The following is a 15,211-nucleotide window of genomic DNA, read 5'->3' on the forward strand; positions in this document are numbered from 1 at the left end:
CCTCGTGACCGACGAAGACCTCTGGCGGATGCTGCGCGAGATCGAGTCCATGCCGTACGGCCCGGGGCAGATCGCGGCGCTGGAGCAGTTGCTGCGCCGGGCCGACGCGGGCGAGGACCGGCACCTGGCCTTCGCCGCCCGGATCACCGCGACCCCGGCGTACGTCCACGGTGGGGAGCCGGCGAAGTCGTTCGTCACGTTCTCCTGGTGCCTGGCCGAGTTCGACCGGGACCCGCAGCCCTACCACCAGGGCTACACCCACCAGCTCCTCTGGTACTTCAAGTACATGGTCAACGCCATGCTGAAGTTCCCCGAGCTGCCGCTGGACCGGACGTACGCGGTGCTCGACGACATGGAACGGCGTTACCGGGAGTCCGGGCACTCGCTCCAGGCGGTCCACAAGCACCGGTTCCTGGTCGCCGACCACCTGGGCGACGAGTCGGCGGCCGCCGAGGCGTACCGGTTGTGGATGACCACCCCCCGGGACGCGCTCTCCGACTGCGCCGGCTGCGACCCGACCACGCAGGTGGGCTACCTGGCCGACATCGGCCGGCACGACGAGGCGGTGGCGCTCGCCGAGCCGGTGCTCGCCGGCCGGCTGAACTGCGTCGAGCAGCCGCAGGGGATCCTCACCGCGCTGCTCGCCTCCTACCGCGAGACCGGTCGGCGGGAGCAGGCGCGGGACGCCCACCGGGAGGCGTACCGGCGGTTGCGCGGTCGCCTCGCCGACCTGTGGGAGATCGCCGACCACGTCGAGTTCTGCACGGTCACCGGCAACGGGGCACGCGCGCTGGAGCTGGTCGAACGGCACCTCGACTGGCTGGACCGGGCACCCACCCCGGCCGCCGGCATGCACTTCGCGGCCGCCGCCGCGGCGGCGCTGCGGCAGGTGCCGGCCGACCTGACCGTGCACCGTCGGGCCGCCGGTGACCGGCCGGCCGCCGACGTGCCGGCGGGCGCGCTCGCCGACGAGCTGGCCGACTCGGCCACCGCGCTGGCCGAGCGGTTCGACGCCCGCAACGGCACCACCCACCAGTCCGAGCGGATCGCCCAACGGATCGCGGCCGAGCCGGACGGCGAGCACCTCCCGCTCTCGGCGAGCCTGCGCCGCCCGCCGGTGCCCGCCCCGCGCTCCGGCGGCGGGCCGGTGACCGCCGCACCGGTCACCGTGCCGGCCCAGGCCGACCCCGACGAGCTGCTGGCGCTGGCCGAGGAGTGCTGGCGCACCAACCGGCGGGACGGGCTGGTCGCCGCGCTGCGCGCCTACGACGAGCGGTTCGGCGACACCGAGCTGCCGGCCGCCACCCGGGCCCGGCGGCTCGAACTGCGGGCCGGTGAGGTGTCCCAGGACGACGACGGCGTGCCGGTGGCGATCGAGGTCAACCGCGCCGCGCTGGCCGCCTGGCGCGAGGTGCCGGACCCGCTCCGGGCCCAGGTGGTGGCCGGTCGGCTCGGCGCGCTGCTCAGCACTGTCGAGGAGAGCGCCGAGGAGGGGCTGACCCTGGCCCGGGAGGCGGCCGAGCACCTGGCCGCGCACGGTGAGCCGCGCGAGCGCGCCGCCGCCTGGGACCGGCTCGCGCTGGCCCACGTGCACCGGGAGCGGTGGGCGGAGGCGTTGGACGCGCTCGACCGCGCCGACGCCGACGCCGGCCTCGACCCGTGGCTGGACGGCCGGGTGGCGTTGCACCGCACGCACGTACTGGAGCAGTTGGAGCGGGCCGACGAGTTCCGCGACGCGGCGGTGCGGGCCCGTCGGCTGGCCGGCGAGGTGGGTGACGGCGAGATGCTGACCGCCGCCTGCCTGGCGTACGTCCGCGCGACGGAGGACCCGGCCGATGCGGTGGCGGCGTGCGACGAGGCGTTGGCGGTCGCGCCGGCCGGCGCCCGATTGCCGCTGCGGGTCACCCGGGGGCGGGCGCTGCTCGCCGCCGAGCGGGCCGCCGAGGCGGTGGAGGACCTCGCCGAGGCGGTCACCCTCTGTGTCGAGCAGGGGCTGCCGGGCGACGCGTTGCTGCGTTGGGAGCTGGCCGAGGCCTACCGGGCCGCCGGTCGGCTGACCGAGGCGGCCGAGGTGGCGGAGGAGGCGGTGCTCGGCCTCGACCGGGCCGGCGCGCAGGCCGAGGCCGACCGTTGCCGGCACCTGCTGGCGGGGATCTACGAGGGGCTCGGCGAGCCCGACCTGGCGCTCGGGCTGCTCGACCAGTTGGCCGAGAACCTCGACGGGCCGGACAATCTCCCGCAGCGGGCGCAGGTGCTGGAGGAGGCCGGCGGCATCCTCTACGACGCCGACCGGGACGCGCTGGCCGCGCAGCGGTTCGCCGCGGCCTCGACCGCCTGGCGGCTGGCCGGGTACCCGGTGGACGAGCTGCGGGCCCGACGGCGGGAGATGCTCGCCCTGCACTGGTCCGGTGACCTGCCGGCGGCGGTGGCCGCGATCGAGCGGGTGGACGAGGCCGTCGGGGCGCTCGCCGGGCTGCCCGACGAGCCGCCCGTGGTGACGTACGAGCGGGCGATGGCCGCCGACGCGGTGGCCCGGGTGCTGATCGCCGAGGAGCGGATCACCGCCGCGCTGGACCGGGTGGACGGCGTGCCCGACCGGCTCCGGTCGATCGAGGCGTTCGGCGAGGCGGCGCAGGTCGAGGTCCTCACCGGTGAGCTGCTGCTGCGCGACGGTCGACCCGACCAGGCCGAACGTCTGCTGGGCCCGGTGCTCGCCGGGTTGCCCGCCGGTTCCCGTCCGGCGGCCCAGGCCGCCTGGTTGCTCGCCCGGGCGCTGGACGACCAGGACCGCCCGGCCGAGGCGGCGAAGATCCGGGCGGAGCACGGCATCGGGGAGGAGTGAGAGCGTGCCGGTGTGAGGCGACCGACGGGTAACCACGGCTGCCTCACCCGGGACGCGAGGTCTAGGCTGGCCCGGTGGCGGTGGAACAGCAGGCGCGGGGTGCGGCGGGCGCGGCCCGGCGTCGGTCCCGGCGGGACGAGATCCTGGAGATCGCGGTCGGCCTCTTCGCGGCCCGCGGCTACCACGGCGTGTCGATGGACGACATCGGCGCGGCCGCCGGCGTCACCGGCCCGGCGCTCTACCACCACTTCGCCGGCAAGGAGGCGATGCTCGTCGCCGCCCTGATCCCGGTGAGCGAGGGGTTGCTCGCGGGCGGGCGGGAACGGGCCGCCGGCCACCCGGACGACGCCCGCGGCGCGCTGGAGTCGCTGATCGACTTCCACGTCGAGTTCGCGTTGGCGAATCCGGCGGTGATTGCGCTGCACCTGCACGAGCTGGACCGCCTCCCGGACGAGCCGCGCCGCCGCATCCGCCGCCTCCAGCGGATGTACGTGGAGGAGTGGGTCACGGTGCTGACCGCGCTGCACCCCGGTCTGCCGGACGGCGCCGCCCGGGTGCTCGCCCACGCCGCGTTCGGCCTGATGAACTCCACCCCGTTCCTCGGTGGCGAGGTGGACCGCCGACGGCGGGCCGAGCTGCTGCGCGGCGCGACCCTGGCGGCCCTGCTCGCGCCCACCGACCCGACCTGACACGCCGCGCTCACCTTAACGCGTGTTAAGAAGGGACCCCGGCTTTGCGTCGAGAAGGGGTCACGTCCGTGCCGAACATGATCGAATCGTTGTTGGTCGCCAATCGGGGGGAGATCGCCCGGCGGGTGATCCGCACCGCCCGGCGGCTCGGGATCCGGGCCGTCGCGGTGCACTCGGAGGCCGACGCCGACCTGCCGTTCGTCACCGAGGCCGACGAGGCGGTCTGCGTCGGGCCGGCCAACCCGGCGCAGAGCTACCGCAACGTGGAGGCGATCCTCGACGCGGCCCGGAGCACCGGCGCGCAGGCGATCCACCCCGGCTACGGCTTCCTGTCGGAGAACGCCGACTTCGCCCGTACCGTCGAGGGGGCCGGCCTGATCTGGGTCGGACCCGGCGCGGACGCGATCACCGCGATGGGCGACAAGATCAACGCTCGCAACCTGATGGCGGCGGCCGGCGTGCCGGTCGCGCCCGGCACCACCGAACCGGCCGCCGACCTGGACGCGGCCGTCGCGGCCGCCGCCGAGATCGGCTATCCGGTGATGGTCAAGGCCGCCGCGGGCGGCGGCGGCATGGGCATGGGCGTGGCCGCCGACGAGGCCGCACTGCGCACCGAGTACGACAAGGTCCGCGCGTTCGCCGAGCGGATGTTCGGCGACGGTTCGGTGCTGATCGAGCGCTACTTCCCCCGGGTGCGCCACGTCGAGGTGCAGATCCTCGGCCTGGCCGACGGCCGGGTGGTGGCGCTCGGCGAGCGGGAGTGCTCGGTGCAGCGACGCAACCAGAAGCTGGTCGAGGAGTCGCCGTCCCCGGCGGTCTCGCCGGAGCTGCGCGAGCGCTTCCTGGCCGCGGCGGTCCGGGCGGGTGAGGCGGTGAACTACCGCAACGCCGGCACGGTCGAGTGCCTGCTCGATCCCGCCACGCAGGAGTTCTTCTTCCTGGAGATGAACACGCGGCTCCAGGTCGAGCACCCGGTCACCGAATACGTCTACGGCGTCGACCTGGTCGAGGAGCAGCTCCGGGTGGCGTCCGGCCTGGCGCCGACGTTCGACCCGGACGCGCTCACCCCGCGCGGCCACGCCATCGAGCTGCGGATCAACGCCGAGGACCCGAAGCGCTTCCTGCCCGGTCCCGGCGCGATCACCACCTGGAACGAGCCGTCCGGCGCCGGCGTGCGGGTCGACTCCGGCTACGTCGCCGGCAACACCGTCACCCCGTTCTACGACAGCCTGCTGGCCAAGCTGATCGTCAGCGGCGCGACCCGGGAGGAGGCGGTCGAGCGGGCGCGCGCGGCGGTCGCCCAGTTCGAGATCGTCGGCCCGAAGTGCAACCTGCCGTTCTTCGCCGAACTGCTGGAGAACCCGGAGTTCCTCTCCGGCGACTACGACACCGGCATCGTCGGCCGGATGCGCTGACCCGCGTCGGTGCCGGGCGGCCGGGCCGTGGCTAGCGGCCGTCCGGCACCGGGACGGGGTCGCCGTCGAGCTGGTCCCGGCGGCGGGTCAGGTAGGCGCGTTCCGCGGCGTTGCCGGCGAGACCGATCGCCCGGTCGTACGCCGCCCGCGCGTCGCCGCGTCCGAGCCGACGCAGCAGGTCGGCGCGGGCGGCGTGCAGGGCGTGGTAGCCGTCGAGGGCCGGGGCGAGCCGGTCGATCTCGGCGAGCCCGGCCCCGGGACCGTCGACCTCGGCGACCGCGACCGCGCGGTTGAGCCGCACGACCGGCGACGGGTCGAGCAGCACCAGGCGGTCGTAGAGGGCGACGATCGTGGACCAGTTGGTGTCCGCCGCGCACGGCGCCTCCATGTGGACCGCGTTGATCGCGGCCTGGAGCTGGTAGCGCCCGGGCGGGTCACCGCCGGCGGCGAGCGCCCCGATCCGCTCCCGGACCAGGGCCCTGCCCTCGGCGGCGCGGGCCCGGTCCCACGCGCCACGGTCCTGCTCGGCGAGGGTCACCAGCTCTCCGGTGCGGGACACCCGCGCCGGCCGCCGGGCGTCGACGAGGAGCATCAGGGCGAGCAGCCCGGCGACCTCGCCGTCGCCCGGGAGCAGGGTCCGGAGCAGCCGGCCGAGGTCGATCGCCCGGTCGCTGAGGTCGACGCGGAGCGGGTCGTCCCCCTCGCCGGCCAGGTAGCCCTCGTTGAAGACGAGGTGGACCACCGCGAGCACGCCGTCGAGCCGCTCGCGGATGTCGTCGGCCGACGGCACCCGGTACGGGATGCCCGCGGCTCTGATCTTCTCCTTGGCCCGGGTGATCCGCCGCGCCATCGCGGTCTCCCGCACCAGGAAGGCGCGGGCGATCTCGGCGACGGTGAGGCCGCCGACCAGGCGCAGGGTGAGCGCCACCCGGGCCTCCATGGCGAGGGCCGGGTGGCAGCAGACGAAGACCAGCCGGAGCCGGTCGTCAGCGATCGGGCCGGTCGGCCGGGGAGGGGTGTCGTCGTACATGACCAGGGCCGCCCGGTGTTTGGCGTCGCGCTGCGATTCACGACGGAGCCAGTCGATCGCCTTGCGGGTCGCCGTGGTGGCGAGCCAGCCACCGGGACTGGGCGGTACGCCCTCGCACGGCCACCGTGCCGTGGCCGCCGCGAACGCCTCCGCCGTCGCGTCCTCGGCGACGTGCAGGTCGCCGAAACGGCGCGTGAGGTCGGCGACCACCCGCGCCCACTCCTCGCGGTGGGCGCGGGTGAGCGCCCTCTCGGCGGTGACCGCCGAGGGTGCGTTCACCGCTCCCCGGAGACGGCGCGCCGGGCCTGCCCGGGGCCGCGGAACCGGTGCACCTCCTGCGGCCAGTCGAGCACGGTCGCGAGCCGGCCGGCCCAGTGCCGGGCCGCCTCGTCGTCCGCCACGTCCACGACGACGAACCCGCCGAGGTGCTCCTTCGTCTCGGCGTACGGGCCGTCGGTGAAGACGGGCCTGCCGTCGACCGACTCGACCCCGCACACCACGGTGGACCGGTCGAGCCCACCGTTGGTGAAGATCAGCACGTCCTCCGCCAGCATCTCGTCGATCACGGCCCGCACGGCCACGGCCTTCTCGCGAATCTCGTCCGCCGTGTGCTCGGGCACCCACTCGTCGTTGAAGGCGATCAGGTACTCCGTCATGTCGTCGTCTCCCTCGGTCCCGGGGCCGCGGCCCGATCGGCCGCCCCACCAGTTCCACGAACGGCGGCGGACCGATACGACACCATCACGGATCTGCCGGCAAGGCGACCCCGGTGGTGGTGTCACACTTCGGGGAGACGAGGCACGAACGACGTCACAGCGAGGTGACCCTTATGGCGGAACTGCCGGACCACGTCAGCATCCGTGAGGTCGGTCCCCGGGACGGGCTCCAGAACGAGGAGCCGATCCCCACCGACGCCAAGGTGCGGCTGCTCGACGCGCTGTCCCGGACCGGGGTGCGGCGCATCGAGGCCGTCTCCTTCGTCCACCCGAAGGCGATCCCGCAGATGGCCGACGCCGACGAGGTGTGGCAGCGGGCGGAGAAGGTCGACGGGGTGCGCTACTCGGCCCTGGTGCCCAACACCCGGGGCGCGCAGCGGGCGCTGGCCGCCGGCTTCACCGAGATCGAGGTGGTGGTCTCGGCCAGCGACACGCACAACCGGCGCAACGTCAACCGCTCGACCGAGGAGTCGCTCGACGACATCGCCGAGCTGATCGACCTGCTGCACGGCGCGGGCGCCACCGCCGAGGTGATCGTGGCGACCAGCTTCGGCTGCCCCTACGAGGGCGACGTCGACCCGCGGCGGGTCGCCGCGATCGTCGACCGCGTCGCCCGCGACGGCGCGGACCGCGTCGCCTTCGGCGACACCACCGGCATGGGTACGCCCCGACGGGTCCGCGAGCTGGTCACCGCCGTCCGCGACCGTAACGCCCACCTGCCGGTGCTGCTGCACTTCCACAACACCCGGGGCACCGCCCTGGCCAACATGCTGACCGCCATGGAGCTGGGTGTCACCGAGTTCGACGCCAGCGTCGGCGGGCTCGGAGGCTGCCCGTACGCCCCGGGCGCCAGCGGCAACCTGGCCACCGAGGAGGCGGTGCACATGCTGCACGACATGGGCATCGACACCGGCATCGACCTGGACGCCCTGATCGAGGCGGCGGAGTTGGCCGAGAGCCTGGTCGGCAAGAAACTCCCGTCGGGCGTCCTCCGCGCCGGTCCCCGCACCCGTCTCACCCCCCTCCCCTCCTGACCCCACCTCCCCGCCCCGCCCCTCCCCGTCCCGCCCACCCCCTCCCTGTTGATCAAGGAGTTTGCGTCGGCCCCGAACGCTCGGGTGACGCTAAGCCCTTAATCGCGGGGGCGGATGGGAGGGCTGGAGGGCGGGCAGGGGCGGGGACGCGGGGCATGGGCGGGGTCGGAGCGCCGGCGTGGTCGGGCTCAGGGTGCCGCCACCTCGGGGAACTGGTGGAGAGGGTCGCCAGCTCGGGGAGGTGGCTGGGTCCCGACGGCGTGGATGGCGCCACTACGCCGAACTGGCGAGCCGTCGGATTCGCCGGAGCCGCCCCGACCGCCCGGGCCGCCCCGACCGCGCGAGCCGGCCCGGCCGGAGGTGCGGGGCGCGGCGGGTGGTGGGTCGCCGGAGGGGGCGGGGGTGGGGTAGCCTAACGATCGTTCAGGTCGGTGGGGTGCAAGGGAGTCGGCGTGACGCTCGACGGTGAGGCTCTGGAGCAGCTGCGCAAGCGCGCCCGCGCCGGCGGTGCGGACAAATACCATGCGGCCAACGCCGCCAAGGGCAAGCTGTTCGCCCGCGAGCGCGTGGCCTACCTGGTCGACGAGGGCTCCTTCGTCGAGGACGGGCTCTACGCCAACGCCATGGCCGACGGGCTGCCCGCCGACGGCGTGGTGACCGGCACCGCGACCATCGACGGCCGGCAGGTCTGCCTGATGGCGAACGACTCCACGGTCAAGGCCGGCAGCTGGGGCGCGCGCACCGTCGAGAAGATCATCCGGATCATCGAGCGGGCCTACTCGACCGGCGTGCCGATGGTCTACCTGGTCGACTCGGCCGGCGCCCGGATCACCGACCAGGTCGACCTGTTCCCGGGCCGGCGCGGCGCCGGCAAGATCTTCTGGAACCAGGTCCGCGCCTCCGGTTCGATCCCGCAGGTCTGCGCGCTGTTCGGGCCGAGCGCGGCGGGCGGGGCGTACATCCCGGCGTTCTGCGACGTGGTGGCCATGGTGGACGGCAACGCCAGCATGTACCTCGGCTCCGACCGGATGGTCGAGATGGTCACCGGTGAGAAGACCACGCTGGAGGCGATGGGCGGCGCCAAGGTGCACTGCACCGAGTCCGGCGTCGGGCACTTCCTCTGCAAGACCGAGAACGACGCGCTCGACGTGGTACGGACCTACCTGTCCTACCTGCCGTCGAACTGGAAGCAGGAGCCGCCGGCCGCCGAGGCTGTGGACGCGCCGGCGAAGGCCGACCTGGCCGCGCTGGTCCCGGCCAGCGAGCGGCAGGCGTTCGACATGCGCCGGTACGTCAAGGGCCTGCTCGACGAGGGCAGCTTCTTCGAGATCCAGGCGCTGTGGGCCAAGGAGCTGACCATCGGGTTCGGCCGGCTGAACGGCGAGGTCGTCGGCGTGGTCGGCAACAACTCGATGTTCAAGGGCGGCGTGCTCTTCGTCGACTCGGCCGACAAGGCGACCCGGTTCGTGCAGCTCTGCGACGCGTTCAACGTGCCACTGCTGTTCCTCAGCGACGTGCCCGGCTTCATGGTCGGCAGCGCGGTGGAGAAGCAGGGCATCATCCGGCACGGCGCGAAGATGATCACGGCGATCTCGGAGGCGACCGTACCCAAGATCTGCGTGGTGGTCCGCAAGGCGTACGGCGCGGGTCTCTACGCGATGGCCGGCCCCGGCTTCGAGCCCGATGCCACGATCGCGCTGCCCACCGCGAAGATCGCGGTGATGGGCGCGGAGGCCGCGGTGAACGCGGTCTACGCCAACAAGATCGCCGCGATCGAGGACGAGGCCGAGCGGGCCGCGTTCGTCGCCGCCAGGCGCGAGGAGTACGAGCGCGACATCGACGTGGTCCGGCTCGCCAGCGAGCTGGTGGTGGACGCGATCGTCGAGCCGCACGAGCTGCGCGCCGAGCTGGTGCGCCGGTTCGCCGCCGCGCGCACCAAGGAGCGGCACTTCTCCCGGCGCCGGCACGGCGTCACCCCCGTCTGACCGGTAAGGAAGGGCCCCTTCTTAACGCCTGGTGCATGGAAAGGGGCCCCTCCTAACGCTTTCAGCCGCTCCCGGCGTCACGAGCGCCCGGCGGCCCGCCTTCCAGGAGGATCGACATGGACTTCCGGCTCGACGAGGAGCAGCAGGCGCTGCGGGAGAGCGTCCGGGACTTCGCCCGCGAGGTGGTCGCCCCGGTGATCGGCGAGCACTACGAGAAGCACACCTTCCCGTACGAGATCGTCCGGCAGATGGGCAAGATGGGCCTGTTCGGGCTTCCCTTCGCGGAGGAGCACGGCGGCATGGGCGGCGACTACTTCGCGCTCTGCCTGGTGCTGGAGGAACTGGCCCGGGTCGACTCCAGCGTGGCGATCACGCTGGAGGCGGCGGTCTCGCTCGGCGCCATGCCGATCTACCGGTTCGGCACCGAGGAGCAGAAGGCGCGGTGGCTGCCGAAGCTGCTCAGCGGTGAGGCGCTGGCCGGCTTCGGGCTCACCGAGCCGGGCACCGGCTCGGACGCGGGCGGCACCCGGACCCGGGCGGTGCTGGACGGCGACGAGTGGGTGATCAACGGTTCGAAGGCGTTCATCACCAACTCCGGCACCGACATCACCGCGCTGGTCACGGTCACCGCGGTCACCGGCACGAAGCCGGACGGCAGCAAGGAGTTGTCCACCATCATCGTGCCGTCCGGGACGCCCGGCTTCACGGTCGCGCCCGGTTACTCCAAGGTCGGCTGGAACGCCTCGGACACCCATGAGCTGACGTTCGACGACTGCCGGGTGCCGGCGGCCAACCTGCTTGGTGAGCGGGGTCGGGGTTTCGCGCAGTTCCTGCGCATCCTGGACGAGGGCCGGATCGCCATCGCCGCGCTGGCGGTCGGGCTGGCCCAGGGTTGCGTGGACGAGTCGATCACGTACGCCAAGGAGCGCCAGGCGTTCGGCCAGCCGATCGGCAACTACCAGGCGATCCAGTTCAAGATCGCGGACATGGAGATGAAGGCGCACACCGCGCGGCTGGCCTACTACGACGCCGCCGCCCGGATGCTCGCCGGTGAGCCGTTCAAGCGGCAGGCGGCGATCGCCAAGCTGCACGCCAGCACCGTCGCGGTGGACAACGCCCGGGAGGCGACCCAGATCCACGGCGGCTACGGCTTCATGAACGAGTACCCGGTGGCCCGCTTCTGGCGGGACTCCAAGATCCTGGAGATCGGCGAGGGCACCAGCGAGGTGCAGCGCATGATCATCGCCCGCGACCTCGGTATGTGAGCGACGCCCCGTTTCGGCCGTCTGTCGGATATCGGCGATGGACGGTCGGGTGGTTGACGATGGGCTGTGGAGCGTCGGACCCGATCCGTACTCTTCGTGCCCATGACTCCCGATCATGATCGTTCGCGGAGCCCCGGTGGTCGGACCCTGCTGTCCGATCTGGTACGCGGGCATCGGCTCGCCGCCGGCCTGACCCAGGCCGAGTTGGCGGGCCGGGCCGGCGTGGGCGTGCGCACGGTCCGTGATCTGGAACGGGGGCGGGCGACCCGACCCCAACGCACCACAGTGGATCTGCTGGCCGACGCGCTCGGGCTGACCGGCGACGACCGTCGGGAGTTCGTCACCACCGCCCGGCCCGCACCGACCGATCCGGCGCCGCGCGTCCCGGCCGCCGACGACCCGGGTACGCCGACCGCGTTGCCGCAACCGGTGGCGCTGCTCGGGCGGGACCGGGACGTGGCCGAGGTGTCCGACCTGATCGGCGCGCATCCGGTGGTGAGCCTGGTCGGGCTGGCCGGCGTCGGCAAGAGCGCCCTCGCGCTGACCGTCGCCCACGCGGTGGCGGCCCGCCATCCCGCCGGTGTGGTCGGGGTGCTGGTCGGCGAGGGCTCGGACACGGCCGACGTGCTGGCCGCCGCGGCGGCGGTCTTCGGCGTGAGCCGGCTGGCCGACCTCTCCTGCCGGCTCGCCGGCCGCCCGGCGCTGCTGCTGGTCGACGCCGTCGAGCGGGCGCCCGGGCCGGTGGCCGAGGCGCTGCGGTCGCTGACCGCCGCCGCACCGACGCTGCGGGTGCTGGTGACCGGTCGCCGGCCGGTCGGCCTCCCCGGTGAGCTGGTCCGGCCGGTGGCGCCGCTGGACGTGCCACCGCCGGGCGCGCGGCCGACGGAGCGGGCCGACCTGGACCGGTGGCCCGCCGCGGCGCTCTTCGCCGCCCGGCTCACCCAGGCCCGGCACGCGCCGCCCACCCCGGCCGAACTGCCGGCGCTCGCCGCGCTGGTCCGCCGGCTCGGTGGGCTGCCGCTGGCCGTCGAGCTGATGGCGGCCCGCGGCCGCATCCTCGACGTCACCGAGCTGCTCGACCGCTACGGCGACCGCGTCCTCGACCTGGCCGACGTGCGGCCCGGCGGGCAGCCGGCAGCCGGCACGGTGACGTTGCGCGAGGCGGTGGCGACCAGCTACCACCTGCTCGCCCCGGCCGAGCGGGCGGCGTTGCGCCGCCTGTCCGCCTTCCGCAACCGTTGGTCGGTGGAGCTGGCCGAGGAACTGCTCGCCACCGGCGCCGACCGGTGGGACGCCGTGCCGCTGCTGGACCGGCTGCGGGAGCTGGGCCTGCTCAGCGTCCGGGGGACGGGCCCGTTCCGGTTCCGGCTGCTGGACGCGGTGCGTGACTTCGCGGCCGAGCAGGCCGACGCCGAGGGCGAGACGGACGGGATCCGGCTCCGGCACGCGACGGTGGTCGCCGGGCTGGTCCGGCGTGCCGCCCCCGGCCTGGTCGGCGCGGAGCTGCCCGGCACCGTCCACCTGCTGGACGAGGCGACGAGCGACATCACCGCCGCGCTGGCGTACGCGGGCGAGCGGGCCCCGGCGACGGCGCTGCTGCTGGCCGCCGCGCTGCCCCGCTGGTGGCGGCTGCGGGGGCGGGACGTGTCCGGCCGCCGGTGGCTGCGCCGACTGCTGGACGATCCGCGTACCGCCGGGGTGCCGCCGGTGCTGCGCGCCTGGGCGCTGCTCGGTGCGGCCCGGCTGGCCGTCGAGCACGGCGCGGGGGCGGAGGAGTTGCCGGCGGCGCGGGCGGCGCTGGTCACCTTCACCGAGGTCGGCGACGTGACCGGGGAGCTGTCCGCCCGGTCGGTGCTCTGCGCGCTGCTGCGTGGGCTCGGCGCGCACGACGAGGCGCGTGAGCAGGCCGAGGCCGCGCTGTCGTTGGCCACCCGGCACGGCCGGGCACGCGAGATGGCCGTCGCCCAGCACCACCTGACCTGGCACGACGTACGCGTGGGGCAGTTGGCCGGGGCCCGGCGGCGGCTGGCCACGGTCGACCGGCTGGCCGCGCAGTGCGGCGACCAGCGCCTGCGCCTGCTGGCCCGGGCCGACCTGGCCGAGCTGACCCGGTGGGAGGGCCGCTACGCGGAGGCGGTCGAGCAGGGGCGGCGGGCCGCCGCGGCGCTGGTGGAGCTGGGCGATCCCGGGCGGCGTCGTCGGGTGGTCGGCACGGTCGGGCTGGCGCTCGCGCTCCAGGGGCGGATCGACGACGCGTCGGCCGTGGTGGCGGAGCTGTGGCCGTCCGGACCGGTGCCGGGGCCCCGTCGGCCGTCGGCCGCCGAGCGGTCCGACCCGCCCGGCGCGGGCCGGGACGTCCGTACCGAGGACGCGCTCCGCGGACTCATCGAGGGCCAGGTCGCGCTGCACCGGGGGGATCGTGAGCTGGCGGCGGAGTGGTTCGCCGCCGCGGCCGAGGCGGCGTCCGGCGGCGCGGACCGGCGGGACCTGGTCGAGGCGCTGGTCGGGTTGGCCGCCAGCACCGGCGAGGTGGCCGTGCTGGATCGGCTGGACCGCGCCCGGCAGGCCACCGGGGTCAGCCTGCTGCCCCGGGAGGAGGAACTGCTCTACTCCCTGGTGGCGCAGCGGGATCGCGCGAGGCGGGGCTGAGCGGAGGGCGCGGGGGTGGCGCGAGCGAAGTAGCCCCCTGGTGCTGCCCCTCGCTCCACGCTCGCGCCAGCACCCCCCGGTGCCCCCCGCTGCCGGAAGCCTATCCGTGCGTGCTGGGCGTTTTGCTGGCTTGTGACGGACTATGTCCTGATCCCAGGGCGGTTCTGCCGGTCATTCTGCCGGTGACCGACCGGTAGGCACGCCTCAGCAGGCCTGGGTGCCGGCCGGCTCGGTGCTGCCGGCGGTGGCGCCCGGGTGGACCGCGTCGCGCACCCGGCGCAGGCCGTCCAGGAGCCCGTCCAGCTGGGCCGGGTCGAGCTGGCCGGTGAACCACTGCTCGATGATCTTCAGGTGACCGGGCAGGATCTCGTCCAGTCGGCTCAGGCCGGCGGCGGTCACCACCGCGAAGGAGCTGCGCCGGTCGGACGGGCAGGCCCGTCGGCAGATCAGGCCGTCGCGCTCCATCCGGTCGACCACCCGGGTCACGCCGCTGGTCGAGAGCGAGGTCTGTGCCGCCAGGTCGGTCATCCGCAGCTGGTTCTGCGGCGACCGGGCGAGGCGGGTGAGCACCTCGAACTCGACAGGTGACAGGCCGTGCTCCTCGAACTGGGCGGCGAACCGGGCGGACAGCCCGGCGTGCGCCTCGACGAGCAGGCCGACGGCGGTGATCCGGGGGTCGTCGAACACGTTCTGGTCCACGCGACCATCCTAGCAACACTTGACACAGGGAATATTGCCGTAGCTATAGTTGCTCAGTCAGCCGTTGGGCTACTCAACAATCTTCTCCGGAGGAGAGCATCATGACCAGCAGCACCGAGGCGACTACCCGCGACTGGGAGGGCCTCACCATCCCCGCCCCCGGCACGTACCTCCTGGACGCCGCGCACAAGCGGGTGGGTTTCGTCGCACGGCACATGATGGTCAGCAAGGTACGCGGTGAGTTCGCCGACGCCACCGCCACCATCACCGTCACCGACGACCCGCTGGAGTCCGCGGTCACCGCCACCATCCAGGCCGCCAGCATCAACACCGCGCAGGCCGACCGGGACGCGCACCTGCGCAGCCCGGAGTTCCTCGACGCCGAGCAGTTCCCCACGCTGGAGTTCCGCAGCACCGGCGTGAAGTCGCGCTCGGGCAACGAGTTCGTGCTCGCCGGTGACCTGACCATCAAGGGCGTGACCCGCCCGGTCGAGCTGGAGGTGGAGTTCGAGGGCGTCGGCCGCAGCCCGTTCGGACAGGACATCTTCGGCTTCTCCGCGTCCACCGAGATCGACCGGGAGGACTTCGGTCTGACCTGGAACGTCGCGCTGGAGACCGGCGGTGTCCTGGTCGGCCGCAAGGTCAAGATCGAGATCGAGGGCGAGGCCGTCCGCCAGGGCTGACCCCACCAGGCCCGCGGGCCCGCGCCGTCTCCACGGCGCGGGCCCGTTCGCGTACGCGGGGTCGTGCGAATTGTCACGTGTTGTTCTTCGATCCCGGGCGCTGCGCGACGTCTCCGCTGGGTACAGGTGCAGACCTGCGACCGAGCGACGGATACCACCGGACCGGACGCACTTACGCACACCACGTGGATGGTTCACAATGCG

The 15,211-nt window shown here is 74.0% G+C and carries 11 protein-coding genes; 8 read left to right on the forward strand and 3 right to left on the reverse strand.

The window, feature by feature from the left end; translation table 11 throughout:
- Positions 1-4 precede the first annotated feature (4 nt).
- The 3 genes from ACN27B_RS09935 (at position 5) to ACN27B_RS09945 (ending at position 4,946) form a co-directional block, all read left to right on the forward strand.
- On the forward strand, positions 5-2,842 hold the full coding sequence (locus ACN27B_RS09935; RefSeq protein ID WP_422744584.1) for a hypothetical protein: 2,838 nt from the start codon (positions 5-7) through the stop codon (positions 2,840-2,842).
- Between the two features lie 74 nt (positions 2,843-2,916).
- Complete coding sequence (locus ACN27B_RS09940) at positions 2,917-3,531, forward strand: TetR/AcrR family transcriptional regulator (RefSeq protein ID WP_098744212.1); 615 nt, start codon at positions 2,917-2,919, stop codon at positions 3,529-3,531.
- A gap of 77 nt (positions 3,532-3,608) precedes the next feature.
- Positions 3,609-4,946, forward strand: coding sequence for an acetyl-CoA carboxylase biotin carboxylase subunit (locus ACN27B_RS09945; protein ID WP_422744586.1), 1,338 nt, complete (start codon positions 3,609-3,611; stop codon positions 4,944-4,946).
- Positions 4,947-4,977: 31 nt separating this feature from the next.
- On the opposite strand, the gene ACN27B_RS09950 is transcribed toward ACN27B_RS09945, so the two are convergent.
- On the reverse strand, positions 4,978-6,255 hold the full coding sequence (locus ACN27B_RS09950; RefSeq protein ID WP_422744588.1) for an RNA polymerase sigma factor: 1,278 nt from the start codon (positions 6,253-6,255) through the stop codon (positions 4,978-4,980).
- Positions 6,252-6,632 carry a YciI family protein gene (locus tag ACN27B_RS09955; protein WP_422744590.1) on the reverse strand — a complete coding sequence of 127 codons (381 nt, stop codon included), beginning with the start codon at positions 6,630-6,632 and terminating at the stop codon, positions 6,252-6,254. Before ACN27B_RS09955 ends, ACN27B_RS09950 begins: the two co-directional genes overlap by 4 nt.
- A 182-nt stretch (positions 6,633-6,814) precedes the next feature.
- Here ACN27B_RS09955 and ACN27B_RS09960 point away from each other — a divergent pair, with 182 nt between their 5' ends.
- From ACN27B_RS09960 to ACN27B_RS09975, 4 genes are all read left to right on the forward strand, one after another.
- On the forward strand, positions 6,815-7,726 hold the full coding sequence (locus tag ACN27B_RS09960; protein ID WP_172968044.1) for a hydroxymethylglutaryl-CoA lyase: 912 nt from the start codon (positions 6,815-6,817) through the stop codon (positions 7,724-7,726).
- A 452-nt stretch (positions 7,727-8,178) separates the two neighbouring features.
- Positions 8,179-9,711: an acyl-CoA carboxylase subunit beta gene (locus ACN27B_RS09965; RefSeq protein WP_099163149.1), complete on the forward strand. Its 1,533-nt coding sequence runs from the start codon at positions 8,179-8,181 to the stop codon at positions 9,709-9,711.
- A 116-nt stretch (positions 9,712-9,827) separates the two neighbouring features.
- Positions 9,828-10,976, forward strand: a complete 1,149-nt coding sequence (locus ACN27B_RS09970; RefSeq protein WP_099163148.1) for an acyl-CoA dehydrogenase family protein — start codon at positions 9,828-9,830, stop codon at positions 10,974-10,976.
- Positions 10,977-11,078: 102 nt separating this feature from the next.
- Entirely contained in the window at positions 11,079-13,625 is a 2,547-nt protein-coding gene (locus ACN27B_RS09975; protein ID WP_099163147.1) for an ATP-binding protein, read from the forward strand.
- A gap of 204 nt (positions 13,626-13,829) precedes the next feature.
- On the opposite strand, the gene ACN27B_RS09980 is transcribed toward ACN27B_RS09975, so the two are convergent.
- Positions 13,830-14,324 carry a MarR family winged helix-turn-helix transcriptional regulator gene (locus tag ACN27B_RS09980; protein WP_396824915.1) on the reverse strand — a complete coding sequence of 165 codons (495 nt, stop codon included), beginning with the start codon at positions 14,322-14,324 and terminating at the stop codon, positions 13,830-13,832.
- A gap of 101 nt (positions 14,325-14,425) precedes the next feature.
- Here ACN27B_RS09980 and ACN27B_RS09985 point away from each other — a divergent pair, with 101 nt between their 5' ends.
- Complete coding sequence (locus tag ACN27B_RS09985; protein ID WP_091566135.1) at positions 14,426-15,007, forward strand: YceI family protein; 582 nt, start codon at positions 14,426-14,428, stop codon at positions 15,005-15,007.
- Positions 15,008-15,211 lie beyond the last annotated feature (204 nt).

Source organism: Micromonospora sp. WMMD754, from assembly GCF_049315235.1.
Lineage (GTDB): Bacteria > Actinomycetota > Actinomycetes > Mycobacteriales > Micromonosporaceae > Micromonospora > Micromonospora sediminicola.